This window comes from Caldicellulosiruptor kronotskyensis 2002 (assembly GCF_000166775.1).
Lineage (GTDB): Bacteria > Bacillota > Thermoanaerobacteria > Caldicellulosiruptorales > Caldicellulosiruptoraceae > Caldicellulosiruptor > Caldicellulosiruptor kronotskyensis.
The window spans coordinates 2674533-2701314 of sequence record NC_014720.1 but is presented as its reverse complement, the minus strand read 5'-3'; the positions used below and the strand labels follow the sequence as shown (position 1 = coordinate 2701314).

At 32.3% G+C, this 26782-nt stretch carries 23 protein-coding genes and 1 CRISPR repeat array (1 of these 24 running past the window's edge); of the genes, 14 read left to right on the top strand and 9 right to left on the bottom strand.

Annotated elements, in window-relative coordinates; all coding sequences use genetic code 11:
- Positions 1-25: 25 nt before the first annotated feature.
- The 6 genes from CALKRO_RS12405 to CALKRO_RS12380 form a co-directional block, all read right to left on the bottom strand.
- Complete coding sequence (locus CALKRO_RS12405) at positions 26-661, bottom strand: response regulator transcription factor (protein WP_013431338.1); 636 nt, start codon at positions 659-661, stop codon at positions 26-28.
- A gap of 6 nt (positions 662-667) precedes the next feature.
- Positions 668-1693: a sensor histidine kinase gene (locus CALKRO_RS12400; RefSeq protein WP_237699098.1), complete on the bottom strand. Its 1026-nt coding sequence runs from the start codon at positions 1691-1693 to the stop codon at positions 668-670.
- 161 nt (positions 1694-1854) lie between these two features.
- A complete protein-coding gene (locus CALKRO_RS12395; protein WP_013431336.1) occupies positions 1855-2970 on the bottom strand; it encodes an ABC transporter permease in 1116 nt (371 codons plus the stop codon).
- Positions 2952-4097, bottom strand: a complete 1146-nt coding sequence (locus CALKRO_RS12390; protein WP_013431335.1) for an ABC transporter permease — start codon at positions 4095-4097, stop codon at positions 2952-2954. Before CALKRO_RS12390 ends, CALKRO_RS12395 begins: the two co-directional genes overlap by 19 nt.
- A complete protein-coding gene (locus CALKRO_RS12385; protein WP_013431334.1) occupies positions 4081-5046 on the bottom strand; it encodes an ABC transporter ATP-binding protein in 966 nt (321 codons plus the stop codon). The genes CALKRO_RS12390 and CALKRO_RS12385 overlap by 17 nt, the downstream gene beginning before the upstream one ends.
- Positions 5047-5552: 506 nt before the next feature.
- On the bottom strand, positions 5553-6290 hold the full coding sequence (locus CALKRO_RS12380) for a DUF554 domain-containing protein (protein WP_013431333.1): 738 nt from the start codon (positions 6288-6290) through the stop codon (positions 5553-5555).
- A 243-nt stretch (positions 6291-6533) separates the two neighbouring features.
- On the opposite strand from CALKRO_RS12380, the gene CALKRO_RS12375 reads away from it, so the two are divergent.
- The 5 genes from CALKRO_RS12375 to spoVG all read left to right on the top strand — a co-directional run bounded on the left by CALKRO_RS12375 (position 6534) and on the right by spoVG (position 11912).
- On the top strand, positions 6534-7034 hold the full coding sequence (locus CALKRO_RS12375; protein ID WP_013431332.1) for a MarR family winged helix-turn-helix transcriptional regulator: 501 nt from the start codon (positions 6534-6536) through the stop codon (positions 7032-7034).
- A complete protein-coding gene (locus tag CALKRO_RS12370; protein WP_013431331.1) occupies positions 7018-8754 on the top strand; it encodes an ABC transporter ATP-binding protein in 1737 nt (578 codons plus the stop codon). Before CALKRO_RS12375 ends, CALKRO_RS12370 begins: the two co-directional genes overlap by 17 nt.
- Before the next feature lie 49 nt (positions 8755-8803).
- Complete coding sequence (locus tag CALKRO_RS12365; RefSeq protein WP_193345563.1) at positions 8804-10585, top strand: ABC transporter ATP-binding protein; 1782 nt, start codon at positions 8804-8806, stop codon at positions 10583-10585.
- A 121-nt stretch (positions 10586-10706) separates the two neighbouring features.
- Positions 10707-11525: a pur operon repressor gene (gene purR / locus CALKRO_RS12360; protein ID WP_013431329.1), complete on the top strand. Its 819-nt coding sequence runs from the start codon at positions 10707-10709 to the stop codon at positions 11523-11525.
- 120 nt (positions 11526-11645) lie between these two features.
- A complete protein-coding gene (gene spoVG, locus CALKRO_RS12355) occupies positions 11646-11912 on the top strand; it encodes a septation regulator SpoVG (protein ID WP_013404331.1) in 267 nt (88 codons plus the stop codon).
- A gap of 73 nt (positions 11913-11985) precedes the next feature.
- Here the strand turns inward: spoVG and CALKRO_RS12350 are convergent, their stop codons facing one another.
- The 3 genes from CALKRO_RS12350 to CALKRO_RS12340 form a co-directional block, all read right to left on the bottom strand.
- The gene (locus CALKRO_RS12350) at positions 11986-14208 is read right to left on the bottom strand and encodes a hypothetical protein (RefSeq protein WP_013431328.1); all 2223 of its coding nucleotides are present in this window, start codon (positions 14206-14208) and stop codon (positions 11986-11988) included.
- 92 nt (positions 14209-14300) lie between these two features.
- Complete coding sequence (locus CALKRO_RS12345; protein WP_013431327.1) at positions 14301-15152, bottom strand: divergent polysaccharide deacetylase family protein; 852 nt, start codon at positions 15150-15152, stop codon at positions 14301-14303.
- A gap of 86 nt (positions 15153-15238) precedes the next feature.
- A complete protein-coding gene (locus CALKRO_RS12340; protein WP_013431326.1) occupies positions 15239-16567 on the bottom strand; it encodes a hypothetical protein in 1329 nt (442 codons plus the stop codon).
- Between the two features lie 268 nt (positions 16568-16835).
- Here CALKRO_RS12340 and cas6 point away from each other — a divergent pair, with 268 nt between their 5' ends.
- The 9 genes from cas6 to cas2 are packed head-to-tail and all read left to right on the top strand — an operon-like array spanning position 16836 to position 25973.
- On the top strand, positions 16836-17621 hold the full coding sequence (gene cas6 / locus CALKRO_RS12335) for a CRISPR-associated endoribonuclease Cas6 (RefSeq protein ID WP_013431325.1): 786 nt from the start codon (positions 16836-16838) through the stop codon (positions 17619-17621).
- A gap of 5 nt (positions 17622-17626) precedes the next feature.
- Entirely contained in the window at positions 17627-18889 is a 1263-nt protein-coding gene (gene cas8a1, locus CALKRO_RS12330; RefSeq protein WP_013431324.1) for a type I-B CRISPR-associated protein Cas8b1/Cst1, read from the top strand.
- A gap of 1 nt (position 18890) precedes the next feature.
- Positions 18891-19436, top strand: coding sequence for a hypothetical protein (locus CALKRO_RS12325; RefSeq protein WP_013431323.1), 546 nt, complete (start codon positions 18891-18893; stop codon positions 19434-19436).
- A gap of 3 nt (positions 19437-19439) precedes the next feature.
- Entirely contained in the window at positions 19440-20555 is a 1116-nt protein-coding gene (cas7i, locus tag CALKRO_RS12320) for a type I-B CRISPR-associated protein Cas7/Cst2/DevR (RefSeq protein WP_013431322.1), read from the top strand.
- 48 nt (positions 20556-20603) lie between these two features.
- Complete coding sequence (gene cas5b, locus CALKRO_RS12315) at positions 20604-21431, top strand: type I-B CRISPR-associated protein Cas5b (protein WP_013431321.1); 828 nt, start codon at positions 20604-20606, stop codon at positions 21429-21431.
- Positions 21424-24162, top strand: coding sequence for a CRISPR-associated helicase/endonuclease Cas3 (locus CALKRO_RS12310; protein ID WP_013431320.1), 2739 nt, complete (start codon positions 21424-21426; stop codon positions 24160-24162). The genes cas5b and CALKRO_RS12310 overlap by 8 nt, the downstream gene beginning before the upstream one ends.
- A gap of 20 nt (positions 24163-24182) precedes the next feature.
- Entirely contained in the window at positions 24183-24695 is a 513-nt protein-coding gene (gene cas4, locus CALKRO_RS12305) for a CRISPR-associated protein Cas4 (protein WP_013431319.1), read from the top strand.
- Positions 24696-24702: 7 nt separating this feature from the next.
- On the top strand, positions 24703-25683 hold the full coding sequence (cas1b, locus tag CALKRO_RS12300; RefSeq protein ID WP_013431318.1) for a type I-B CRISPR-associated endonuclease Cas1b: 981 nt from the start codon (positions 24703-24705) through the stop codon (positions 25681-25683).
- 26 nt (positions 25684-25709) lie between these two features.
- Positions 25710-25973 (top strand): CRISPR-associated endonuclease Cas2, encoded by a 264-nt coding sequence (gene cas2 / locus CALKRO_RS12295; protein ID WP_041741788.1) that lies wholly within the window; start codon positions 25710-25712, stop codon positions 25971-25973.
- Positions 25974-26210: 237 nt separating this feature from the next.
- Positions 26211-26782: direct repeats of the CRISPR family, unit length 29 nt; unit sequence GTTTTATCTGAACTATGAGGGATGTAAAC; it runs 11006 nt beyond the window's last position.

Below are 26782 nucleotides of genomic sequence, written 5' to 3'. Positions count from 1 at the left end.
ATGTTCCTGTCTAACACTTTTAAGATTAAGAAAATTTGGTAAGATAGTATACTGCAATTTGGGTTCTATTTTTAAGATTTAACTTTTGAAGAATGGATGTTATGTAGTTTCTTACTGTACCTTCAGAGATGAAAAGCATCCTTGCGATTTCCTTATTTGAGTATCCTTGTGATATGAGCTTTGCAATTTCAAGCTCTCTTTCAGTAAGGTTTTGTGTCTTTTCAAAATACTGCTTACTAGTCCTTTTCAATACATCTGAAATGTATAAAGCAATTTCTTTGTCCATAACAACCTTACCGTCAAGCACAGACAAAATAGAATTTACAATATGCTTTGCGTCAGAGCTTTTGAGGATGTACCCATCTGCGCCAAAGCTCAGACTCTTTTCTATGTAATCTTCTTCACAAAATGTTGTTAATATTATAACTTTGACGTTTGGAAATTTGGTTTTTATATTAAAAGTTCCTTCAATACCATCCATAACAGGCATTCTAATATCCATAAGGACAACGTCTGGGTTTTTTTGTTTTACTATATCCATTGCATCTTTTGCATTTGTACAAAGCCCAACAACTTCAAAATTCTCAAGCTCAAGGATGATTTTAAGACCGTCCAAAACAGATTTGTCGTCGTCAACTATCAGTACCTTTATTGTTGTCATGTAAGTTTAATCCCCCTCAGATTTTAGTGGAACAAACACAACTATCGAAAATCCAGAACTGTTGTCAATATTAATGGTAGCATTCATTGCTTTTGACCTTAGTTTAATACTCATAAGTCCTATACCTTCTTTGATTTCTCCCTTTTTTGTGCCGTTGTCATGTATATACAAACGAACATACATTGGATTTGCTTGTAAAGATACATCAACAAAAGTTGCATCTGAGTGTTTAGAAACGTTTACAAGAGCTTCTTTTAAAATTGCCATTAAGTTTTCGAATATATACGATGGTATATTCTCAATGTCACCGCTGCAGTTTAAATTTAATTTGCAAAAGTTAAACTCTTCTATAACCTTTTCTAAATACCTTGTTTTAGACTCAAAAGAGTTTTTTAATGAATACACAAAGTTTCTGAGGCTCTTATATGAAACTTGAGTCTGATTTAAACATGATGATAGTATATGATTTATTTGTTCATCTCCTAAAAGGTCTTTTTTCTCAAGGAGTGTTTTCAGGGCATTGAGCTGAATATTGATTGCTGCTAAGCTGTGCCCCACTGTGTCATGCAAAGAAGATGCAAGTTTCATCTGCTGATTTTGTTCAGAAAGCTTTTGTATTATCTGCTGGGATTGCAAAAGTTCTGTTTTCAATTTGCTCAGTTGAAGATTTAAAAGTCTCAGGTTATCTATGTTCTGAATATACTTTTGTTTGCTTTCTTGAAGCATTTGGAAAGCTGATTTTGAGTAAAGAACAAATATACAGATTAAAAAATAATCTTTTGCAAAATTTGCAGGTACAAAGAACATAAATATCAATAATAAAAAGGCTATTAGCAGCGATGCAAGTTTGTTTTTATAATCCCAGAATATGCTCATTGAGCAGGGAATAAAAAATGAAAATTCCCATCCAAAAAGTTTGATGGAAATTGTAATTAAGATAAACTGGACAAAAGATATTGTTAAAACAAAAAATCTTGATTTTAAATATTCAGTTTTTGCAAAATCTAATATCAAAAATACAAGCAAAAACAAAATTGTAACTTTTGAAATTTTTTGATTGATGTATAGACTAAAGAAGGTATATAAAGTCACAATAAGTGATAACATGGTATTTTATATCAATTAATTATTTTCTTACAAACATTTTATCATATTTGAGAGATTAATGTGAGAAAATATAAGCATTTATTTAATTACATTTTTGAAATTACATTTTTGGAAAGCTGATTTATACCAACAAGGATAAAAAGCACACAAAATGCTAATACTATCAATATGTCAATCAGCATACTTTCGAGGGGTTTACCTGTTAGCATGTTTTTCGTAAGATTTGTTGCATATGTTGTTGGAAAAACAAGAGCTAACTTTTGCATAAACTTTGGCATAATGTGAAGAGGCCAGTAGCAGCCGCCAACCATGCACATGATTGTTACAACCATAGAATTCAAAGCTGCAAGTTTTTTAATATCATTTACTATGCTTATGAACATCACAGCAAATGAAACAAACATAAAGCCGCAGATAGAAAGAACCAGTAATACACTCAAAAAGTTTACGCCAAACGAAAAGCTGAAAAAATACTTGCATAGCACAATAAAGAATAAAAGCTGTAAGAATATGACCGCAAATATGCTCAATATAGATTGCAAAATGTAACTTTGTTTTGAAACAGGTGAGCACAGAATCCTCATAATAACTCTTTCTTGATAATCTTTTAGTATAATGTTTGAAGCATTTAAAGCGAGCCAGAAGAGTGACATTACAAAGAATCCTGAGGCAAATGAAACTGAAATAGCTTTTGACTCATGCTTAAGTTGTTTGCTTAATACTAAAGGTGAGTGCTCAAAAATATACTTAGAAGATTCTAAAAATCTTGTGCTGTTGATGTTATTTTGTGAAATAAGAACCTTGAATATGCTGTTTAAATATTCTTTTAAAACAATGTGTGTTTCAGACTTGCCAAAGGTGTATATTTTAATATTTTTACTTTTTTCGTTTATAATATCATCAACTGCCTTATTATTTAACACAACAACACAGTCAACTCCGCTTTGGACCATCTGGCTTGCAATAGACTTTTGAGGGTCAAAAATTTTTACATCAAAGCATTTTCTGAGTTGCTGCTCTACAAGTTCGGCTGTGTTGCTTTTATCTTTGTCAATAATAACTCCTATCTTGTATGTGGTCTCAACAACACTTGTTGTGAAAAATGTCGAAAGAGCTACTGCAACAGAAGGAAGCACAATCATCAAAAATAGATTAAATTTATCTTTTAATAGCCTTTTTATATTTATCCTGAAAACTGCCATGATTTCACCTTCCTTATCGAGAGTGTACAAATAATGAAAATGACTGAGCAAAGAAGAGTAAGATATGTTATAGCGTTTTTAAAATGATTTATATCCGCAGGATTGTAAATTACACTAAAGATTGCTGATTGCACAGCATAATTTGGCAAAAACTCTCTCAAAGTACTCAATAACCCCTCTCCTAAGTCAACTCTCACATATCCTCCTGCCAGAAATGTAAATACAATAGCAAGTGAGCTTACCAACACATTTGAAACTATATAGTTTTTAGCAACAAGAGCAACAAAAACTCCAAGAAGTATAGCAAATATGCTGTATACAAGCAAAAGCAGGAATACAAGTATTAAGTTGTTACCCCAGTTTGCATGATAAATGTATTTTGAAAATATTACAATAATACAGAGCTGAACATACAAAAATACCATTTGAGCAAACGCTTTTGCAATGAATATAGCATATGGGCTTTTTGGTGATGAAAAAAGTCTTATTAAGGTATTTTGACGTCTTTCTTCTTCTATAACTGCGATGCCACCAAAACTGCCGTACAGTGCCATCATAACAACCATAGTAACAGCATAATAATCAAGAGCTCTTGGAAAGCGACCTGAAAATGCAGATTCAAAATTTATTGATTTTGGTATGTCGGAAGGAGAATAAATACTTCTTGCAAATTTGTAGTAGTTTGCAAAAATATTAAAATACACTTTGACAAATCCAGCTTCTTGTGAACCCCCTTTTGAGGAGATTTCAATATCAAAATTCCCAAAAGGACTATAATTTGAATGGTTATTCCTTTGATGCTCTTTGAATGTCACAACAGCAACATATTTATTAGATGAAGAAAACTTTTTCAGTGCAGCCGACTTGGAAGAAAAAATTTCTGCATTGAATAATTTTAAAAAAGTTTTATCATATTTCAAAACGGTATCATAAATGCTTGGTTTTAAATTTTCTTCAACAATGATTATATTCATTTTTGGAATGTTGGCTTGCTTAAAATATCCAGATAGTGCATTTCCAAGGATGAAAATCAAGATGATTGGGAAAATTAGCATTATAGAAAGAAGAGGAATACTCATAGCATTTTCTTTTAAAGTATATAAAAAGGCTTTAACTGCTGCTCTCATGGACAATCTCTCCTTTTTCATCTATGGTATAGCCCATCACTGCAAAGTAGAGCTTTTCCATTGTGGGCTTTTCATAAGATATGGAAAGTATTTCACATCCATCCTGAGACAAAGTTTCGACAATCTCTTTTATAAGATTTTTTGACTTTTCAACAGAAACTGTAAGTTCATCTCCAGTAAAAGCTACACTTTCAACTCCATCTAAGTTTTTGATTTTTGTCAGAACCTCATCTAAAATCTTGCTCAATTTTATCCTGATAATATTTGTATCTGACAGTTTTTTTAATAAAAATTCTTTTGAGCCATATTCTATGATTGTTCCTTTATTTATGAACGCAACAGATGTACAGATTCTGTCAACTTCTTCGATGTAGTGGGTTGTGTAAATTATTGTAATGCCGCTTTCAGAGAGTTTCTGAACAGAGTCCAAAATTAGCTTTCTTGAGTATATGTCAATTCCAACAGTTGGCTCATCCATAATAAGAAGTTTGGGGCTGTTAAGAAGAGCTGCTGCAATGTTTATTCTTCTTTTCATCCCGCCAGACAGTTTTTTGATCTGTTTTTTGATGCTATCCTGCATCTGAACAAACTCTAAAGCAAACTCTATTCTCTCTTTCAAAAGCTTCCCTGAGAGGTTATAAAGCGAACCAAAAAAGCTTAAGTTTTCATACACAGTTAGGTTGCTGTAGAGCGAAATTTCCTGTGGTACAATTCCAATTTGTGATTTTAACTCTTTTAAAGCTTTGTTTAAAGGTTTTTCGAATATATAAATTTCGCCTCTGTCAATGTTTGTGAGTCCCAGTATGCAGTTTATAAAAGTGGTTTTTCCTGCGCCATTTGGTCCTAAAAGTCCAAAGACTTCGCCTTCTTTGACTGTCAGTGACAGATTGTCAAGAGCCAAGACATTTGCGTATCTTTTTACAAGGTTTTTGACTTCAAGTGCAATCATAACTTTTCATCACCTTCTTAAATATTTAAATAGGATTTTTCTTTCAATATTAGAATATACTATTGAAGAAAATTTTTGTAGTGACATTTGTCATGTTTTTGTTAAAAGATTGTTTACAAATTTTTAAACATTTCTTTATACTTTTTTAAAAAATTTTGGGTTAAATATTATATAGAAAGGAAAATGAGAAAAGATCAGATGATGCAAAAAAGAGACTCCTCCTTTTAGAATAGATTTTGGAAGGGGCGGCAAAAGCGCAAAGGAACTCTATCCTTTGCCTCCGCCCCTTTCTTTGTTGAGGAGTTTGGATAAAAAGTGGAGTTGAGGTTTCACGGATTATTTCCCCTTTTTTAGAATATATAGAATAAGAGCCCTCTGTAAATGAGGGCTCTTTTTTGAGAACTTACGAGCCGGCATTTTATTAGTCGGGTGCCGGTTACCGACAAAACTTGCTTAAGAAAGATTTACACCCCTATTAACAATTATACCCTTTATTTTATCTCATTTCATATCAAGGTAGTTATTGCATAATAAAAGGCGGGCACGAATATTGCAGGGAGAAGATTGCCAACTTTAATTTTTGATACACCAAGCATATTAAGACCAATTGCGAATATCAAAACAGAACCTACCATTGACATTTGCAAAACTACTGTGTCTGTCAAAAATGGTTTTATCAATCCTGCTAAAAGTGTTATGCTTCCTTGATATAAAAGCACAGCAACGCTTGAGAACATAACACCAATTCCAAGTGTTGCTGAAAATATTATGGAGGTTACACCGTCTAAAATAGATTTTGCAAAAAGAATACTAAAGTTGTGGTTTAGCCCATCTTCAAGGCTTCCTACAATAGCCATAGCTCCAACACAAAATACAAGACTTGCTGTGACAAAACCTTCTGTAAATGTTGAATTTTCTGATTTTATCATGCTTGATACAGCCTTTTTAATTCTATCGCCAAGCTTTTCCAAAAAATCTTCAATTCTCAAAATTTCTCCTACAAGCCCGCCAATCACAAGAGAAAAAATCATAAGCATTATAAACTGCCTGTCTATCTTGCCATTTGAAAGTACTTTAAAAATTCCCTGCAATACTCCAGAAATTCCAATAAAAATAACAGAAAGAGATATTGCCTGCATAATTGTTGCTTTAAATCTTTCTGGTATCCCAAATTTTAAGATCAGTCCCAAAGTGGAGCCTACAATAACGGCAAGTGCATTTACTATAGTTCCAAGCCCCGTCATATTTTAAATTCTCCTTTGTATATAATATTTTTGACTTCAAACTGGTTATAGTAGTATAATTATTATATGAAAATAATTATTTTGAATGCTTATAAGTACTGATACTACAGACTTATAGCATTTTTATTATTTATATTTAAATAACGATTTTAAACTCACGACATGTTGAAAAGGTAAATTTTAAAAATATTATATTACTTTTTTTCAGGATTATCAAATTATTTTAAAAGGAGTGGTGAAAATATGAATATTTCAAAAGAGATGATAAATCAGATTGCAGAAAACATGCTGTCTCTTTTTCCAATGATAACAAAGAATATTTTAAAAAAAGACGAATTTTCAGAAAAATATGGACTGCCACCACGGTTTATTCACATTTTGCATATCACAGACGTTTTTGGACCTATGAACATGTCTGAGCTTGCAAAAAGGCTTAACATTTCAGCACCAAACCTTACACCTATTGTAGATAAGCTTATCGCAGAAGGATATGTTCAAAGGCTTAAAGATGAGTCTGACAGACGAATTTCAATAGTGCAGACAACAGAAAAAGGCAAAGAACTTTTAAGTCTTCATACCCAGTGGGTAAACCAAAATTTAGAGAAAAACCTTTCAAGACTTTCTGAGGATGAAATTGAAGAGCTGTGGTACTTGCTCAAAAGGTTAAAAACGCTTGTATTGAAAATGATAGGGTGTTGTTTAGAAAAAAAGGAGGGTAGCAGGAAAGATGATAAAACTTTTTAAGTATTTAAAACCTTATAAGTGGGCAGTGATTTTAGCTCCGCTTTTTATGCTTTTGGAAGTTTTGATGGACCTAATGCAGCCAAGGTTTATGGAGAAGATAATTGATATTGGGCTCAAAAGAGGAGATATAGGATATATTTTAAGAACAGGTCTAATAATGATTTTAGCAGCTTTAATTGGGATGGTTGGTGGCGGTGGCTGTGTTGTGTTTTCAAGCATTGCAAGCCAGAACTTTGCATATGATTTGAGAAGTGAACTTTTCAAAAAAGTCATGGCTTTTTCTTTTAAAAACGTAGACAGGTTCAGACCAGAAACTTTGATTACAAGACTCACAAATGATGTTGTTCAGATCCAAAATGTTGTCATGATGATGCTGAGAATTGTTGTGCGAGCACCTCTTCTGTTCATAGGTGGGATTATAATGACTCTCACAATCGACCCAAAACTATCTTTGGTATTATTTGTCTCTATACCATTTGTAATACTTATTTTTTACTTCATGATAAAATTTAGCTTTCCTTTATTTTCCCAGCTCCAGAAAAGAATAGACAGGGTAAACGCTGTGATGCGCGAAAATCTCTTGGGAAGCAGAGTTGTAAAAGCTTTTGTCAGACACGAACATGAACAAAAAAGGTTTTATGATGCCAACCAGAACCTTTTACAAACCTCTTTGAAAGCTTTTGGGGTTGTTGTAATAACAATGCCTCTTTTTGGATTTGTCATGAATATGGCGATGGTTGGCGTTGTTTGGTTTGGCGGGTTTGAAGTAAAATATGGACACCTTCAGGTTGGGCAGCTCATGGCGTTTATAAATTACACTATGCAAATATTGTTTTCTCTCATGATGATAGGAAATATCTTCTTATTTATCACAAGAGCAAGCGCATCTGCAGAAAGAATCAACGAGGTTTTGGATTGCAGCATTGATGTCAAAAGCAAAGAAAACGCCATTAAAAAACCAATTGAATTTGGCAAGGTAGAATTTAGAAATGTAACCTTTTACTACAACCAAGATGAAGAAAGTCCGGCGCTTGAAAATATATCATTTGTTGCAAATCCTGGCGAGATAGTTGGGATTATTGGTACAACCGGTTCTGGTAAATCCACCTTGGTAAGTTTAATTCCAAGACTTTATGATGTTCAAGAAGGCGAAGTGCTGATTGACGATATAAATGTAAAAGACTATGATGTTGAGGTTTTGCGAAAGAGCATAAGCATAGTTTTACAAGACACAATTCTATTTACGGGTTCTATAAAAGAGAACATTGCATGGGGCAACGAAAATGCCACTATGGAAGAGATAATACAAGCTGCAAAGGCAGCGCAAGCTCACCATTTTATCATGAGTTTTGAAAAAGGGTATGACACAGAAGTGTCTGAGCGCGGGGTAAACCTTTCTGGTGGACAAAAACAAAGAATTTCGATTGCCAGAGCAATCTTGAAAAAGCCTAAAATATTAATATTAGATGATTGCACATCTGCTGTTGATATGGCAACTGAAAAGAAGATTCAAGCAGCTCTTAAAGAGTACATGAGAGGGACAACAACATTTATAATAGCCCAGAGAATATCGTCAATAAAACATGCAGACAAGATAATTGTTATGGACGCAGGTAGAATTGTTGCAATTGGCACACATGATGAACTTGTGAAAAACTGTCCAATATACAGAGAGATTTACTTAACTCAAACTGGAGAGGAGGAAGGCAAAATTGCCTGATAGGAGACAACAATCTACATTTCAGCCACCTGTATTTGGACCAGGTCCTGTGCCGGGAAGAGGACCAGGGCACAGATTTTCATCCAAAGGTGCAAAACCTAAGGATTTGAAAGCTACTTTAAAAAGGTTATGGGGATATTTTAGAGAGTTTAAGCTTTTGCTATTAGGAATATTTTTAACTATCACAATAGGTGCAATTTTGCAGATTATCTCTCCCCTTTTGATTCAAAAAGCTATAGACAATTATATAATTCCCAGAAAACTTAATGGACTTTATAAAATAGTTTTGGCAATGATAGGGATTTACATTATCAATTCAATTTTTGCTTATCTTCAGGGCTATGGTATGATGGTAATTTCGCAAAGAGTTGTTTTTAAGATGCGAAATGAACTTTTTTCAAAACTTCAAAAACTGCCAATAAAAATTTTTGACACAAGAGCGCACGGGGATTTGATGTCGAGACTCACAAACGACATTGACGTTGTCACAAACACATTGAACGCAAGCTTGACTTCAATATTTTCAAGTATTATAACAATTACAGGTTCGATTGTTGTTATGCTTTTATTAAGCCCTGTTTTGACAGCTTTAACATTGACAGTTGTGCCGCTTATGTTTTGGCTTACTAATCTTATCGCATCAAGAACAAGAAAGTTGTTTTCTCAAAACCAAAAGCTATTGGGAAGTTTAAATAGCATAATTGAAGAAGATATAACAGGTCAGAAGGTTATAAAGGTTTTTTCAAGAGAAGAAAAAGAAATTAAAAAGTTTGAAAAAGTTAATAAGGAACTAACACAGGTTGGAATAAAAGCACAGATATTTTCAGGAATTATTCCGCCTCTTATGAACCTTTTGAACAACTTTGCGTTTATCATTGTTGCGGCATCAGGGGGTTTTTTGGCACTAAAAGGTTTTATAACAGTTGGCACAATTGCAAGTTTTATTCAGTATGCAAGACAGTTTACAAGGCCACTCAACGAGCTTGCAAACCAGTTCAATCAAATTCAATCTGCATTTGCCGCAGCAGAGAGAGTATTTGAGATAATGGATGAGGAAGAAGAGACCTCTTTAGAAGATGAAATTGACCTGAAAGACATCAAAGGCGAAGTTGAATTCAAAAACGTGTGGTTTTCATATACAAAAGGTCAGCCTGTTATTAAAAATATCAGCTTCAAAGTAAAACCTGGGCAGATGGTAGCACTGGTTGGTCCAACTGGAAGCGGTAAAACTACAATTGTAAATTTGCTTAGCAGATTTTATGATGTCGACAGTGGTCAGATTTTAATTGATGGTACTGACATAAGAAAGATAAACAGGCAAAGTCTCAGAAAAAAACTTGGGATTGTTCTTCAAGATACATTTTTATTCTCAGAATCTGTGAAAGAAAATATTCGATATGGAAAACTTTCAGCCACTGACGATGAAGTGATATTAGCTTCAAAGATGGCAAACGCACATGATTTTATAAAGCATCTTCCGCATGGTTATAATACAGTGCTTACAGACAACGGAATGGACTTAAGCCAAGGTCAGCGTCAGCTTTTGGCTATAGCTAGAGCAATTTTGTCTGACCCTGCAATTCTTATATTAGATGAGGCAACAAGTAACATCGATACAAGAACAGAAAAGCTTGTCCAAAGCGCAATGCTAAAGCTCATGCAGGGAAGAACAAGTTTTGTAATAGCCCACAGGCTTTCGACTATTAGAAATGCAGACCTCATCCTTGTCATATTAAATGGTGAAATTATCGAACAGGGTACACATGATGAGCTTTTGGCAAAGAAAGGGTTTTATTATAATCTATATATGAGTCAGTTTGTGGTGGTGTGAAAATCGAACGTTCGCTCAAAAAATTTTTGTATCATTCGGAAGTTGTGATATAATTATTTACAATAAATATTTTAATATTAAAAGTATTCCTTGTTCTTTTGTATTTCTGGAGGTGTCTTTTTTGCAAAAGATTGGTAAACAAGAGCGGCTCATTTTTATAACAAGCACACTTGTGCAAAATCCGATGAAACTTTTTAGTCTTACTTTTTTTTGTGAAAAACTCAGCTGCGCAAAATCCACATTGAGTGAGGATATAGATTTGATATCTCAAATATTCGAGCAAACAGGGCAGGGAAGGCTTGAAACAGTTAGCGGTGCTGCGGGTGGAGTTTATTATATTCCTATTATGAAAAAAGAGGAAGAACTGGAGTTTTTAGAGTTTCTCAAAAATGATTTGCAAAATCCTGAAAGAATTGTGTCAGGCGGGTTTGTATATATAAACGACATTGTCTTTAATCCTGAAATTATAAAAAAGGCTGCCAGAATATTTGTAAGGTTATTTTTAGAAAAAGATATAGATTACATTGCCACTGTTGAGGCAAAAGGTATAGCTTTGGCATCGTATGTTGCCCAGTATTTCAATAAACCTTTGGTTGTTGCGAGAAACTCAAGCAAGTTTACAGAAGGATCAACTGTCAATATTTCGTATATTTCTGGTACAACTGGTAAAATTGAAACAATGACAATGGCAAAAAAGTCTATAAAAAGAGGTGCAAAGGTACTGTTTATAGACGATTTTATGCGCGGCGGTGGAACAGTGCGAGGCATGAAAGAATTACTTTCAGAGTTTGAGTCAAGTTTAGTTGGTGTTGGGGTGCTCATTGCAACAAAAGACAAAAAGTCTGTTGATGTGGATTACAAAAGCCTCTTGATTCTTGAGGAACTTGATGCCGAAAATAAAAAAATTATCTTTTCTATCAACCCTCAGGTTATTTCATAAAAATTATACAAAATGCACCAAATAGAAAGAAATTTTTGTTAAAAATGATAAAGGGAAAGATTAAAAAGTGGAGAATTATATAAAATAACAACATTAAATTTTAACATGGAGGATGGACTTATGCAGGTGACAGATGTTAGGATTAGAAAGATTACAAACGAAGGAAGAATGAAGGCTATTGTATCTGTGACATTTGACAATTGTTTTGTTGTTCATGACATCAAAATTATCGAGGGGCAAAACGGGCTTTTCATTGCTATGCCAAGCCGCAAAACACCTGAGGGCGAATTTAAAGATATTGCTCATCCAATAAACCAGGAGACGCGAGACATGGTTCAAAAAGCTGTGATTGAGAAGTATGAAGCTGTTATCTCAGCTGGAGAATAAAATATTAGCTGAAATTAAAAGGAGGAAAAGGGACTTTAGGCGAAAAATTGACTCCTAAAGCCCCTTTTGTTTTTTAGTGAACCGTGATGAGGTTTATACCTGGAAGTAAGTCAATAATAATTCTTTTTTCCTGACCATTGGGCAAAAGTGAAATAAGTGTAAAACCTCTCATTTCAGAGTAGTTTTTGTTATCTATAACAAGGGTTGTTGAGTCAAGCGGCGTTATTTGCACGTTTTTGAGAGCTATTTCATATTCAATAAACTCTTTTACTGTTGGTACCCACAAAAGTTTTTTGCTCATAAGGTTTGCAATAAGTCTTAGACTTTTATCAAACTGCGGCGAGATATATACGTTTTTGTTTCTCACAACAAAAAGTTTATTTTTCTGCATAGGGTGTGCAAAATAGTCATGAATAATACACACTCCATTTTCATTTACAAGTTTGTCAAGCTGAGGTGAAGAAAGCATCTTTGGAAGATTTCTGAATCTTACCGAGTTCCATTGGTAAAGCGAGTCACCTTCTCCAAAGTTGTAGTTTTTGAAAAAAATCTGCGGATGCCATGTAACCTTGTCAGGCTGAAGCATATTGAGAGTGTCAAGCTTTACGTCAAGGTACGACCAGCAGTATTTGTACCCGTGTTTCAAAAAAAGGTCAAATGAATAGTTTTTGCTACCACGAATAGCACCTTCGCTCTTTAAAGCTGCACTTCGGGTGCCGTCAGATAGACTGTGGTCAATCCAGTCATCAAGCTTTAAATAGCTTGTATCTTCCAGTGCTTTTTTTATAAGCTCAACAGTATTTTCTTTGGCAACTGGTGATGCTGTGTGCAAAGCCACTTCTATTTTCTTTTGAGCTAAAAACTCTATGAGTTTTTTGTACTCTGGATTATCAAATCCAGGTATTCCTTTTACTGATTTGTAGAAGAATCCCCATGTTATTGGTATTTTATATCCTACAAATCCCTTTTTCATATAAGAAGGGTCTTTGGTATCTGTTGTGCCAAACATCATAGCTTTTATGATTGATATCATATTTGAGTCAGAGTGATGAGAAAATATTAAAATAGCTTTTGTAGCGTTTGGCGACCTTGATTTTATCGAATATGTGTATTCTGCTGGAAAAATTGAATATACATATGTCTTTTCAAATCCTTTTCTAAAAAGCTGTGTAGTGGTGTATATATGTTCTTTGTTTTTCCCAATCACAAAATACTTTATATCATCAGAATTTGAAAGAAACATAAATACATTTGCCTTATTTTTCAGGTTATATGTTTCGATTGAATCATAATTATTTGCATAACCTATAGCACAGTTCTCAAGCTTTAAATAAAAATCTGAAAGGGAATCTGTAACATACATCGGTTTTGCAAATTTTTCGAGCTTGTAATCTCTTTTAAGAATAAAAAGGGGTCTTGACTCAAATTCAACTAAGGAGTATTCTTTGAAAACTTGATGGTCTTCTTTTGCTTTTAAAGTCTCTTCTACATTTACAACATCCTGAGAGGATGAGACAAATATTCTTCTGGTAAGCTTTTGAAAGCCATTTTCAAACTCCTGCTCAATATAGTTGTTGTAAACCTGAACATTTTTCAGTAAGAAGGTGTACTTTGAAGGTTTTATAAGAGTTATCTTGAAATTTTCAAACTCACAGCTTATTAAATTGTGGCTTGTCTGAGAAATCTCAAAACTTATATACCTACTATCCACCGGGATAGAAAAAGAGGTTTTAAATGTCCCTTTGCCAGAAGTTACTTTTATCTTTTCAGGAAGCACCAGTATTTTTGTTTTGTTTTCAGAAAAAATAGAGATTTCTACATTGATTGTTTCATCATCTTTGAGCTGGGGAAATCTTTTAAATTCACAGTTGTAGTTGAAGGTAAGCCGGGCAGATTGATATTGGTCTTTGAAAGCAATATATGGCGAGGTTATTTTATAAAATGCATCTAATGTATGAAAGTTAAGCTTTAAAGTTTTATTTTTGCCGTCTGACAAAAATAAAAGGTCTGAAGGTTCACTTTTTTCAATCCTCCAGTTAACCACCCCATTTTCAATAAACGATAGCTGAATTGTTTGTGTCTCTTCCTTTTTTGCTGGAGATTCATTTAACAGTTCGGGTGGCAATATCTTGGCAATAGCTTGACTTCCCCTCAAAATCTCAATATAGTTTCCTTTTGGTTTTGCGGCAAATAAAGGTTTTTCTGGTGTGCTCTGCAATGCTTGTGCCTTGATAAAAGAAAATAGATTTGTGAAAAAGACAAGTGTTATCAAAACTGCAACAAGGTTTTTCTTCATGTCTTTTATTCTTTTATCTCCTTTCCGCTTCTTATTCTTTTGTGTTTCTGAATATTAATTATATTGCGGTGAAAAGAAAGATTCAATTAAAATTACTTAATATTTTCCTTTTGAAACTTTAAAATCTCTGAAACAAATACAAACTTTATATTTTCTTTTTCAGCCTTTTGAATGGTCTGCTTGAATGCTTCAATTGTTGTGATACCACCATCTGTTCCAAGGTGACCTATTGCCACTGCAAATCCTTTCTTCTTTGCTATGTTAAAAAGAAGATTAAACTTGTCTTGTATTGGTTTTAGCTCATTTCTTGAATCAAGTACAATGTCTGGTATGACTACTTGAAGTCCCATCTGCTTTCCTATTTTTGCAAAGAGTGACTCTGAGGAAAAGGTAGAGTCTACTATAAACAAATTATTTTCTTTAGCAATAGCAGAAAGCTTTTTTACTATTCTTTCATTTTTGCAGACAAGTGTACCAAGATGAATGCTCAGTCCTTTGCTATATGCTACATTTGCCAGAGCATCTTTGAAAATTTTTTCAATCTCATCATCTGGCGTTGAATTCATTATACTTCTTGGACAGAGCCAAATGGTATCTTGATCTTCAGGTTCCATCGATAGGTGAAGAATAACTTCTTTTCCTTTTTCATAAGAGGCAAGTGATATCTTGTTTGAAAAAGGCAAAAAAGGAATTATGGCAATATCAAACGGTACGTTTATACTCAAAAGCTTTTGTACTTCTTCCTCATCCATTCCAGCATCTTCGAAAATAATAGCAACATATGATAATGTTTGGCTGGCAGCTTCTTTTATTTTTGGTTTCGGATTGTAGAAAAGATACACAAGCAGTAATGTAATACAGCAAAAAAGAGCAAGAAAGGGTATAAAGAACTTGCATAGCTTTGTTCTTTCTATTATCACAAGGATATATCTTTTAAATCTCATCTGCTTTCTCAAAATTAGCGCTTTAATCTCTCAATAAATAACTTATTCGGATTTTGCTTTTTGTATGCAAGTTTGAAGTAATAGATTTATTTGAGGTTTTTCAAAAAACGTTCAAAATTTTCGGTAGACAATACCTTATATTCCCTGTTATATCTAACTTTGTTATATTCTTCAACAAGCTTGTTCACAACATCAGCATTTAAAAGTTCACCTTTTGAGATAGTCTTTCCCATCTCAAGTGGGGTGTAAGAGCTTTTGAGCACATAATTTTTTCTGTGATAAAAATATTCCATTGTAAATTTAAAGATGATTCGAAGTCGCAAATTTAAGTCGTTAATTTTTTCAAAATGTACTTTTTTAGCTTTAACGTTTTTGAGTTTTTGATGCTTGGATTTTTTTGCAAAGATAAATGTCTTTACATCTGTATAGTTTTGCCCTCTTTCTTCAATCTGAAGATTACTAGCAATGCTATTCAAAAAGAGCAAAAAGTTTGCCATCATCTGTTTCAATATATTTACAAGAATCCCTAATGCCTTGTATATCAAAAATCCCAAAATTGACAATGCAAGAACATAACCAATAAAGTCAAGGATTTGAGCAAACAAGCTCTTTTTTGCAGGTCTCATTGTTTTAAGAAATTCTTCTAATCCATTTTTTGTATCTGTCTGTGGTTTTGTTGTGGCAAACAAAGAGTTTAAAAAGTCAAGGATTTTCTTTATTACTTTGAGCAAAAACTTTACCACTTCCACAATAAATGAAACAATATATGGTGCAAGTCCTTTGAACTTGAAAAGAAGAAGAAGTATTACGATAAATCCAATACTCAAAAATAGGTTAATATAACTTATACTGTTTGATATGCTATTTTTTCTTCTATATCTTCTGCTCAACAGGTTTTCCAAGTTAACCCTGTTTATGAGATAGACACTTGTCACCAAAAATATTATTGAATAGGTGGTATATTGGTTTGTAATGTTTCTTGGGATGTTCATAAAACTTGATACTGCTCCCACGATTATTATAGCCCAAAGACCTGCTAAGATTGCTCCAAGTGAAAGGGAGACCTGTTCTTTTTCGAATATTAAATATGAGTGTATATAAAGTCCCATGCAAAAAACTTGCCCGAGAAACATTTCAAAAAAACCGTATGGCTTTAACACAATTAACGCAAAACCTTGTGGGACTATTATTATAAACAAAATATTTAAAATCTTTTCCCACATTCCCTTGCTTTTTGTGCGAATAAGATGTGGTATTAGCAAGAACAAAATGTCCATGACCACAAATGCCAAAAAAATATTGGATACGTCCACTGGAGCTACCATTGAAGAAAGCATAATAAATATTGGAAAGACAAGGCTTGTTATTGCAAAAAGATATACATACTTTGTAATAAACTGATTGGCTTTTTCCATAATTTTCACTCCAAAAGAGATTTAACTATAAATATAGTAGCAAAAAATAATAAAAAATTTCAAAAAAATTTTTTGCTTAAAAAGCCAGATTAGTTTTGAAATAAAATAATAAAATATGAGAATAAATTTATGCCATAAACTATCTTTCAAGCATCTAAAAATTTTAAAATTTTTCAAAAATAAAGAAGGATTTTAGCAATTAATGTCGAAATATATAATTTAATGACATCATACAGATTAGAATATTAAAAAAGGTGGGATATTGTACGTGAGAGCAAAGTTCATTTTTAAGGTGATTGAAAATCAAAGTGAGGGACATAGTCTTCCAGTTTACTACAGAACTATTTTTATGAGTTTTTTAAAAAGTGCCCTTTCTCTATATGACAAAGACTACTTTAATAGAATTTACTGGTGGGGTGAAAAAAAGAATAAATGGCAAAAGCCATTTGTTTTTTCAGTTAATCTTCCCAATATGAACTTTCAAGATGATACAGTTTTTTTCAGAGGAGATATTATGCTAAATATTTCCACATCCGACTATGAATTTTTTGTAAACATGTACAATAGCTTACTCAACAATCGCCTCTATCCATGCCACTTAACAGAAAACTGCAAAATTGAATTAAAGAGAATGTATTTGGTAAGAGAACCAGAACAATTTAGATCAACTATGATGTTCAAAACATTTGCTCCAATTTTGATTGAGAAAAAAGAAGGCAACAAAAAGGTGCCAGTTTTGCCTTACGATGAAGGTTTTGAGGACATTTTTAATGAAGTTGTTGACTTTGGGATAAGAAATATTCGTCTTTTGAGAGGGCAAAACAAAGGACTGCAAAAGAGGTTGACTTTCAGACCAATAAATATTCAAAAGATTGTTGTAAAACACAGAATTTCTGAGTTTGTTGAAACAACAGGCAAAGATATAATGTTTTTGACAGGATTTTCTGGTTTGTTTGAACTATCAGGAGACCCAGAGGATTTAAAAGAACTGTATCAAAACGGCATAGGATTTAGACGGGGTCAAGGGTTTGGGTTTGTAGAGGTGGTGAGGTAAGAAAAATGGATAAGCTTATATTATATCCAGGTAATTGGCTCTATAATGCTTCGGTGATTGGATTTTTAAGTGTTATTTCAAGGGAATTAGGTGAGGATGTAGTTGAAAGTTGGTTAAATGAAGATGGTAGTTTAGCTATAGATAAAGCAATTTTTGAACCTGTCAAAATAGGTAAAGAAGATATACCTAAATCTTTAGTTTATTATGTAGAGTATTTAACTGAGAATGATGATATTGAAGAATGGTTAGAAAAAAAGAATAAGAAAAATGATGAAAAAAAAGAACAAAGTAATAATGAAAAGCATAAAGAATATTTTGCTGCAATGGGGAGATTTGGTTATAAACTTATTAAAGCTTTTGATAAATTATTTTTCAATGAAATGCTATATCGTAACCTTGTACAACAAGGAGATAGAAAAGAATTTATAACAATTTTACTAAATTTATTTTCTATAACTAATAATAGAGTTACTCATAGATGTGATTTTTGCGGAATTGAAAGAGCTGTAGAGCCAGATGAAAACAGCAAATTAGAAAAAAGACTTTTTAAATTTGACTTAATGCATTCTTCTTTATTAGGATCGTCGGTAGGAAAATTTCCAAACTCATTTTGGAATAATAGTACATCGTTAAGAATCTGTCCGATATGTTTATATTTTATTATCCATCATCATTTGGCTCTTACTAAGCTTGAAGACGGTTCAGAAATTTTTATAAATGCTCAATCATTTCAAGTGATGTGGTATTTGAATAAGTATATCAAAGCTGTTAACGAGAAAGCAAAAACAGCTGATGTAAGAAGGTTATTGGGAATGTCTGTAATGGAGATGGCATTAAAAACAAATATTCAGCTTGGGAAATGGACTATGATGAATATTGAAGCTGTCAGCAAATTAATGTTTAAAATTAAAGGGAAACCAAAATATAAGATAGATTTTTATAGTTTACCTCATGAGGTAATTTCGTTACTTTTGAATCGAAAAATTTCAAGCATATTGAGTGAAATTGGAGAAACGAGCATCTTAAATTTAGTATTAAATCAAAATTATGGAAGAATTATGGAAATTGGTGAAAAGGTTTTTAAGATAGCCTTAAAAAAACTGTCAGGAGAAAGTAACAAAGGAAATGATGATGAATCAGACGAAGATGATAAGTTTATTGCTCATTACTTTCGATTAGCTAAAGAAAAAAATGATTTAATAAAAATTTCTCAAAATCTTTTTGAACTTTATCTATTGATAATGGAAAAACAAAAAAGGAGGCTCTGATATGAATGAGAGGTTTAATTTTGATGAGCTTAAGAGAGCATTAGAAGAATCGATTTTTCATAATAAAATTAAATTTGAGGATTTTGCAAAGACAATTAATTCATACAAGAATCTTGGATTTGAACTGGAAAAAATGTTAGAATGGGCAGCTAATAATGCGAAAGGAGAAGACAAAATTAAACTTTGGAGTTTGTATAAGGAATTTTCTTTACAGAATGTTAGTGAACTTTGTGAAAGGTTAAGATGGTATGGAGAAAATTTAAGAAAAAGTAAGGTTTATGATAGGTTTTTTGATAAAGACAAAAAAGTGCCCAGAGCAATAACTTTCAGAGTTCTTGAATTAACAAGGTTAGGAAAGAGAGAAGAAGTTTTTCATATTATTCTGAGAGAATTTGTAAATGCACAAGAGGAAGTTGGCAAAGATTTTGTAAAAGCTTTTAGTCCAAAGTATTCTGTTGAAAGCTTTAAAGTGATGGTATATTCATTTTTAAGTGGATTGTTAGGTGAAGAGAAGGAAAAGAATAAGGAAAAAAATAAGGAGGGTTAAAAGATGCATCTTGATACAAAAATTTACACAAGGCATATAACTTTAACAGCTGTTATTGAAGCTTGGGCTTTGAACAGAGACGAAAAAATTGGTGGTAATATATTGTCAATTAAGAAATTGAAAAGAGATTTAGAAACAGTAAGTTATATAGGCAAACCAGGTATAAGACATTATCTCTTTGAAACATTAAAAAAAGGATTTGGATGGAAAGAGGCTTTGGTAACAGTAGCTAAACAGGATGAAACAAAAGTTATCCAATTCGATATAACAAAAGATGATATTTTGTCAAGTCCAGAGCTTGACGTATTTGGATATATGTATACTATAAAAGGACAAGCCTCAATTACACGAAAAGCACCCTTAGGGATAACAAAAGCTATAGGATTAAATTTGTATGATGGAGATATGTCTTTTTACGCAAACCATGATCTTGTTAATAGAGGAATTAAGCAAGGTATTGATGACATATCACCTAATCCATATAGCAAAGAAGAACATATATCTTTTTATAAATTGAGTTTTACTATTGATACAGATGTATTGGGTAAGGATGAATGGATTGTTGAAAATGAGCCAAAAGTTGAAGACGGAATTATAAAGATTATACTTTCTGAAGATAAAATAAAGCAAGTATCATATATTGAACAACTTGATGAAAGAGTATATAGGGTTGAGAAAGGTATTATTAGATATGACAAAATAGAATTAGATGGTAACAAGAAAAAATATAAAATAATTTTTGAAGTTAACAAAGAAGAAAAACTAACCCGTATAAAGCAAATTCTTGAAGCTATTAAAGATGGGCTTTATGCTCAGTCAAGTGGAGAAGCAAATACTATAGTCCCACTTTTTTTGATTGCGGGTTATGTAAAAGTTCCTTCACCAGTATTTCACCCATATATTGAGATAGAACCAGTTTCAGGTGCAAAAAGGGGCAGAGTTATAGGTGTTAATGATTGTTTAAAAAATTGCTGGATAGTGGACAAAGTATTTTTGATGGATTGTGAAAGAATGCAGATAGAAAGAAAGAAAGAATTGATTTTCAATACAAGCAAGTTGGGTAAGTTTGAAGTAACCGAAAATTGGGATGAATTTTTAAAAGTCTTGGATGATGAATAATACAACAAGCAGTCCATCCATAGGCAAATAATCAGGAAGGGAAGAGAAATGAAAGAGACTAAAAATTCTATTTATACTTTAAAAATGAAGATATATCAACCGCAAGCACATTTTAGGATACCATTTAGTTATCAAAGAAGACATACATACCCTATTCCACCTTATTCGACGGTTTTAGGTTTGATAGCAAATGTTCTTGGTATTAAGAATATACCAGGGCAAGAGGAGCCTTGTGTAAATAAAAACTGCAAATGTTTATATCACAAATTGAAACAAATTAAAATGGGAGTTTGTGGAAATTTTGAAACCAAAGTTGAAGAATACTTTTGGTTGAGAAACCTGAATATAGGAAATCATATAGAAAGGTTTGGCTCTATAACAAATCGATATGTTGGTGGCCACATTGAACACATCGGTGGGCAGATGCCATGTATTGCAGATGTTTTGCATAACGTAAGAATTTTAATTTATTTGTATCATTGTGACAAAGAGTTTTTGGATATTATAAAAAGTAGTTTTGAAAATCCTATCAATAGAACTTCTGTTATACATTTAGGCAGAGCTGAAGACTGGATATTAATTGAAGATATAAGATATGTTGATTTGATAATTGATAAAATTAATGGAAACTACAAAAATTTTTTCTGGGTTCCTGAAAAAGTTTTTGGATTTGATGGAAATTTTGACTTTAAAAAGGTTAATGGCTTGGCTTACAATATAACTTCTTTTTATAAAATTCAGAATGGAGTTAGAAACTTTAGATATGTCAAAGTGAAACTAAATAATGGGGATTTTGGTGATATTACTACTTATTTTGATACAGAAGATAATATCCCTGTATTTTTAGCCGACCTTGAGGAGGGTAAAGATGAGTGAAATTTGGGCAAAGTCGGTGGATGAGAAAAATAATAAAATAGTTACTTTATCAGACCATGTCTCTGATGTACTAAAGGTTTTTAACTTTTTTAAAAAGAAATTTTCAGATAATCAATTTATCTTGAATGCGACTGAAGTTGCAATATTTCTTCATGATTTGGGGAAAGTATTGCCATCTTTTCAAATAAAAGCTTTAGGAAATATTGAATATTATCCAAGGGATGTGATTTATGAAATTCCACATTCATTATTTTCTGTTTTTTGGATTAATATAGACAAGCTAAAAGAAAAGTTTGATAGTGAAGAATATTTAAATTATATAATTTCAGCGATTGCGTATCATCATTGGAGAGATAATTTTGATGAGATAATTTCTTTAGAAAATAAGCAATTGAAACAGGTGTGTGAAAAGGTAATTCATGAATGGAAAGATGAATTAAAAGAAAATCTTGCTAAAGAGTTTGGAAAGCTTTCAAATTATGATGGATATAAAGAATTAATCAATGTTAATATGACATGGCTGAAAGCTATTTTAAACCACAGACTTTTTGTGAATTTAGTAGTTCCTCCTTACAAATTTGACTATCATCCACTCAGGGGTGAAGTTAAAAAAGAATGGATTTTTATATCAGGGATTTTACAGCGTTGCGACCATTTTGCTTCGTGGTGCGAAGAAGAGGGAGCAGAAGAAGAGTTAGAAAATGTTGAAATTGATGCACCAGAAAAAGAATATGTTGCTAAAACTATTTCAAGTAAAATTGGAGATAATGCTTGGCAATTTAAAGAGTTAGAAAAATGTTCAGAAAAAAACGTTATTCTAATAGCACCAACAGGTTATGGTAAAACAGAGTTTGCTTTTTTATGGTCATCAGGAGAAAAGCTTTTTTATACTTTACCTCTCAGAGCATCAGTAAATAACACTTTTGAAAGAGCTAAAAATGTATTTGGATGTGACAAGACAGGGCTTTTGCATTCAGATGCTGATATTTATTTGTTGGATAAAAATTCAGATGAAACTGGCTCAATAAAGTTGTATGAGCTTTCAAAACAACTATCATATCCTGTAATAATCTCAACAGGAGACCAATTTTTTCCATATGCATTGAGGCCTCCTGGATTTGAAAAGATATTTGTTTCTCTTTCATATTCCCGAATAGCAGTTGATGAAATACAGGCATATTCGCCAAAAGCTTGTGCTATAATTGCAAAATTTATGGAATGGGTATATAAAATGGGTGGGAAATTTCTTTTAATGACTGCTACTATGCCAAAATTTGTAATGGATTATTTAAAAGATGTAATTCCTGACTTTTATGATAATGTAAATACTATAAATATTTATGAGGAAGAAAAAGATGCATTTAGTAAACTTTACAAACACAAAATAAAACTAAATTTAATTAAAATCGAAAATGAGCAATTTGATATTCCTGATGAAATAATTAGAGAAATTTTGCAAAAAGCAAATAATAACAAAAGAGTACTTATAATATTGAATACTGTAGGTTTTGCGCAGAGTGTGTATGATAAATTGAAAAATAGTGCAGATGGACAATTGAAAGAAAGAATTTTTCTTATTCATTCCAGATTTACTTTGAAAGATAGAGAAAGTAAAGAATTTGATTATATAAATAATGAGTTTAAGAATCCTAAAACCGAGAATATTGGCAAAATACTTGTTGCAACCCAAGTAGTTGAGGCTTCTTTAGATATTGATGCAGATTTTTTGTATACAGAGATATGCCCGCTTGACTGCTTAGTCCAAAGAATGGGGAGAATTTTGAGAAGATATATTTATCAAAATAATGAAGTTGTCAATAAAAGCAATGATGAGAAATTAAAATTAGATTACCCTTTTAGAGCTTTTGAAAAAGAATATCATAATGAGCCAAATGTAAATGTACTTATATTTGATAGCAATAATTTGCAATCAGGCGGGCAGAGAGTTTATACAAAGGAACTTATTAATCTTTCACTTGCTTGGTTGTGGAAAGCAAGATATAATCAATCTAATTTGGGGAGCTTATTAGACAAAACTTTTCAACAAGAATTTGACGATGATGGTATTGAGGAGTTTTTTAGAGAGGAGTTTGCAGACTTAATCCTTGTTCAAAAAAATAATAAAAATAAAGGTAAAAAGGATAAAGGTAAGAATAAAGAAAGTGTCTATAATTCTCTTCTTTTCAGTCATGATTGGTTAGCAAAATTAGACCAGTTAGAAATTGAACTGTCAGAATATGATAAGTACATTTTGGTAACTTTATTTTATTCTACAATGAAAAAGAAAGGTAGATATTTAAAGGATTTTTACAATACCCTTATTGTATTAGATAGTGGATTGATGTCAGATAAAAAATCTGAAGCAGAAGAGATTTTTAGAGAAATTTATAGTGTACAGATTATTCCCAAGAACAAGTTTGAAGAATTTAAAAAGGATATTCAAGAATTTATAAAAACAATAGAACAGGGCAAAGAAAATAAAAGGATGCTTTTTACGCAATTTAAGAGGGGTGTCTTGTCAAAATATATTGTTATGCATTTTTGTTCAAAAGACTTAGAGTCTGTTTATAATAAACTTACAATTGAAATTGAGATGGATAGTAAGTGGAAAAGAAGACTTAAACGTTGGCTTTCAGGTGTATATTTGAACAATGATTTTGTATACAATAATGAGAAAGGCTTAATAAAAGCTGAAGAAGAGAAAAGTATAGAAGATAGTTTTATTCTCTAAAAAAGAGAGTGAAATTTGGCATGGAAAATTCTCAAGAATTTCAAGACCTAAAATTCCAGGCTATAAAAATTAACTATCTTTATGTTTGCAAAAGAAAACTATGGCTTTTTAGCAAGAATATAACCTTCGAAAACAAATCAGATAAGGTTCTTTTAGGAAGACTTTTGCATGAATACTCATATCCTAAAGAAAAAAGTAAGGAAATCTTGATTGATAACATAATCACAATAGACATAATGTCAGACGGCAGTATCAGAGAAGTAAAGTATAGCAGTAAAATGAAAGAAGCTGACATAATGCAGGTTATGTATTACCTTTACTATCTCAAGCAAAAAGGAGTTCAAAAGCAAGGTATAATCAATTATCCAAAAGAAAAAAGAAAAGAGGTGCTAAAACTTACCCCTGAGTACGAAGAAAAAGTAAAGCAAGCTTTAAAAGAGATAGAAGAAATTACAACAAAATCTATTCCGCCGCCTGCGCAAAAACAAAAGATTTGCAAGTCGTGCGCGTACTTTGAGTTTTGCTGGGGGTAAAATGGTAATGCAAAAGAGCTTATATATTACTTCAAATGGAAGACTAAGAAGGCATGAAAATACACTTTATTTTGAAATGGGTGCTGAAAAGAAGGCAATTGATATAGAAAACGTTGAACAGATTCACATCTTTGGAGAAGTCGATTTGAACACAAAAGCTCTAAACTATATCTCTCAATACGGTATTGTTCTTCATTTTTACAACTACTATGGTTTTTATGCGGGGAGTTTCTTGCCACGCAAGAAAAATGTGTCTGGAGATGTTGTGGTTAGGCAAGCCCTTCATTATCTTGATAGAGAAAAAAGATTATTTTTAGCATATTGTTTTGTCGAGTCGGCAGTATACCATATGATGCGAAATTTGAGAGAAAGAAAGGAAGCTGAGGCTTATTTGATTGCAATTGAGGATGAGTGGGAAAAAGGAAGGTTTAATATATCAAGTATTTCAGAGCTAATGGGACTTGAGGGGCGAATTCGAAATATATATTATCAATCATTTAATCAATTTCTTCCAGAAGATTTTTCAATGGAAAAAAGAGAAAAAAGACCACCTACAAATCCCATCAATGCTCTTATTTCGTTTGGAAATAGCTTGATTTACAGTCACACTTTATCTCAAATTTATCAAACTCAGCTTGACCCAAGCATAAGTTTTTTGCATGAACCAAGCGAAAAGAGATTTTCGCTTAGCCTTGATATTTCTGAGATTTTCAAGCCATTGATTGTTGATACTGTAATATTTAAGCTTCTTAATAACCATCAGTTAGAGCTTGAGCATTTTGATGAAGATTTAAATTATTGTTATCTAAATCAAGAAGGGAAGAAAATATTTTTAAAAGAATTTCAAAGCAAGCTTGAGACTACAGTTCGTCACAGACAGCTGAATAGAAATGTTTCCTATAAGGGATTTATAAGACTTGAGTGCTACAAGCTGATAAAGCATTTTATAGGCGATCAGGTATATTCACCACTCAAAGCATGGTGGTAAATTATTCCTCAGGGGAGTGATGAAGCATCTTTGTAATAGTTACATACGACATCAATGAAAAGAGAGTCAACAAGGTAAGAAAAATTTTGAAAAAATACTTCACATGGGTTCAAAACTCAGTTTTTGAAGGAGAAATTACATACGGCAAGCTTGAAAAATGCAAACGGGAACTTTTATCGGTCATAGAAAAGGATGAAGATTCGGTGTATTTTTATGAGATGGATTATAAACTTGTATGCAACAAAAAGGTTTTAGGACAAGAAAAAAACTATGATTCTGTTATAATTTGAAGGTTTTAAAATAAAACAAGGGTTGAATGTGCATTTCCAAACTAAACCATTTTGCAGCGAGGCCTAATATGATTTTAATCTTTCTGCCTTCTTTTCTTACAAGACCTTCAATACTCTTTACCAACTCCTTACAGAATCCAACCGCCCCCTCGCTGCAATCTATTTTTGTTGTTAAAAATTTGTTAATAGGTTATAATTTAAATGTAGCCTAGAAAAGAGGATATTTATTATTAATGGGTTTTATCTGAACTATGAGGGATGTAAACGAAGCCAATTGGCAGCGGGACTAACCCTGCTGACCAAGTTTTATCTGAACTATGAGGGATGTAAACGGAAAGATAAGGTTTAGCTGATTTTTCGGAGATATCAGTTTTATCTGAACTATGAGGGATGTAAACCTAGAATCTCTGTACTCTTCTTCATAAACAACTTCTTTGTTTTATCTGAACTATGAGGGATGTAAACTTATAACACCCTATGATGTCAGGAATACCTCTTCGTTGTTTTATCTGAACTATGAGGGATGTAAACATACTCCCGACCGTTTTTTTAGCGTCTCAAAAGTTGGTTTTATCTGAACTATGAGGGATGTAAACAAATACCCCTCGATGATATAGTTGAAATTATACGCCTGTTTTATCTGAACTATGAGGGATGTAAACCATCTTAGAAATAAATAGTGAAAGTGAATTTTTATAGTTTTATCTGAACTATGAGGGATGTAAACTTAAAATAGCGTCGTGAACTGTAGCAATAATATGCAGTTTTATCTGAACTATGAGGGATGTAAACATAAGAGCAATAGCTAC

Coding starts and splice junctions, on each gene's coding strand:
- CALKRO_RS12405 (WP_013431338.1), bottom strand. CDS start 661: ATGACAACAATAAAGGTACTGATAGTTGACGACGACAAATCTGTTTTG.
- CALKRO_RS12395 (WP_013431336.1), bottom strand. CDS start 2,970: ATGGCAGTTTTCAGGATAAATATAAAAAGGCTATTAAAAGATAAATTT.
- CALKRO_RS12390 (WP_013431335.1), bottom strand. CDS start 4,097: ATGAGAGCAGCAGTTAAAGCCTTTTTATATACTTTAAAAGAAAATGCT.
- CALKRO_RS12385 (WP_013431334.1), bottom strand. CDS start 5,046: ATGATTGCACTTGAAGTCAAAAACCTTGTAAAAAGATACGCAAATGTC.
- CALKRO_RS12380 (WP_013431333.1), bottom strand. CDS start 6,290: ATGACGGGGCTTGGAACTATAGTAAATGCACTTGCCGTTATTGTAGGC.
- CALKRO_RS12375 (WP_013431332.1), top strand. CDS start 6,534: ATGAATATTTCAAAAGAGATGATAAATCAGATTGCAGAAAACATGCTG.
- CALKRO_RS12370 (WP_013431331.1), top strand. CDS start 7,018: ATGATAAAACTTTTTAAGTATTTAAAACCTTATAAGTGGGCAGTGATT.
- spoVG (WP_013404331.1), top strand. CDS start 11,646: ATGCAGGTGACAGATGTTAGGATTAGAAAGATTACAAACGAAGGAAGA.
- CALKRO_RS12350 (WP_013431328.1), bottom strand. CDS start 14,208: ATGAAGAAAAACCTTGTTGCAGTTTTGATAACACTTGTCTTTTTCACA.
- CALKRO_RS12345 (WP_013431327.1), bottom strand. CDS start 15,152: ATGAGATTTAAAAGATATATCCTTGTGATAATAGAAAGAACAAAGCTA.
- CALKRO_RS12340 (WP_013431326.1), bottom strand. CDS start 16,567: ATGGAAAAAGCCAATCAGTTTATTACAAAGTATGTATATCTTTTTGCA.
- cas8a1 (WP_013431324.1), top strand. CDS start 17,627: ATGGATAAGCTTATATTATATCCAGGTAATTGGCTCTATAATGCTTCG.
- CALKRO_RS12325 (WP_013431323.1), top strand. CDS start 18,891: ATGAATGAGAGGTTTAATTTTGATGAGCTTAAGAGAGCATTAGAAGAA.
- cas7i (WP_013431322.1), top strand. CDS start 19,440: ATGCATCTTGATACAAAAATTTACACAAGGCATATAACTTTAACAGCT.
- cas5b (WP_013431321.1), top strand. CDS start 20,604: ATGAAAGAGACTAAAAATTCTATTTATACTTTAAAAATGAAGATATAT.
- CALKRO_RS12310 (WP_013431320.1), top strand. CDS start 21,424: ATGAGTGAAATTTGGGCAAAGTCGGTGGATGAGAAAAATAATAAAATA.
- cas4 (WP_013431319.1), top strand. CDS start 24,183: ATGGAAAATTCTCAAGAATTTCAAGACCTAAAATTCCAGGCTATAAAA.
- cas1b (WP_013431318.1), top strand. CDS start 24,703: ATGCAAAAGAGCTTATATATTACTTCAAATGGAAGACTAAGAAGGCAT.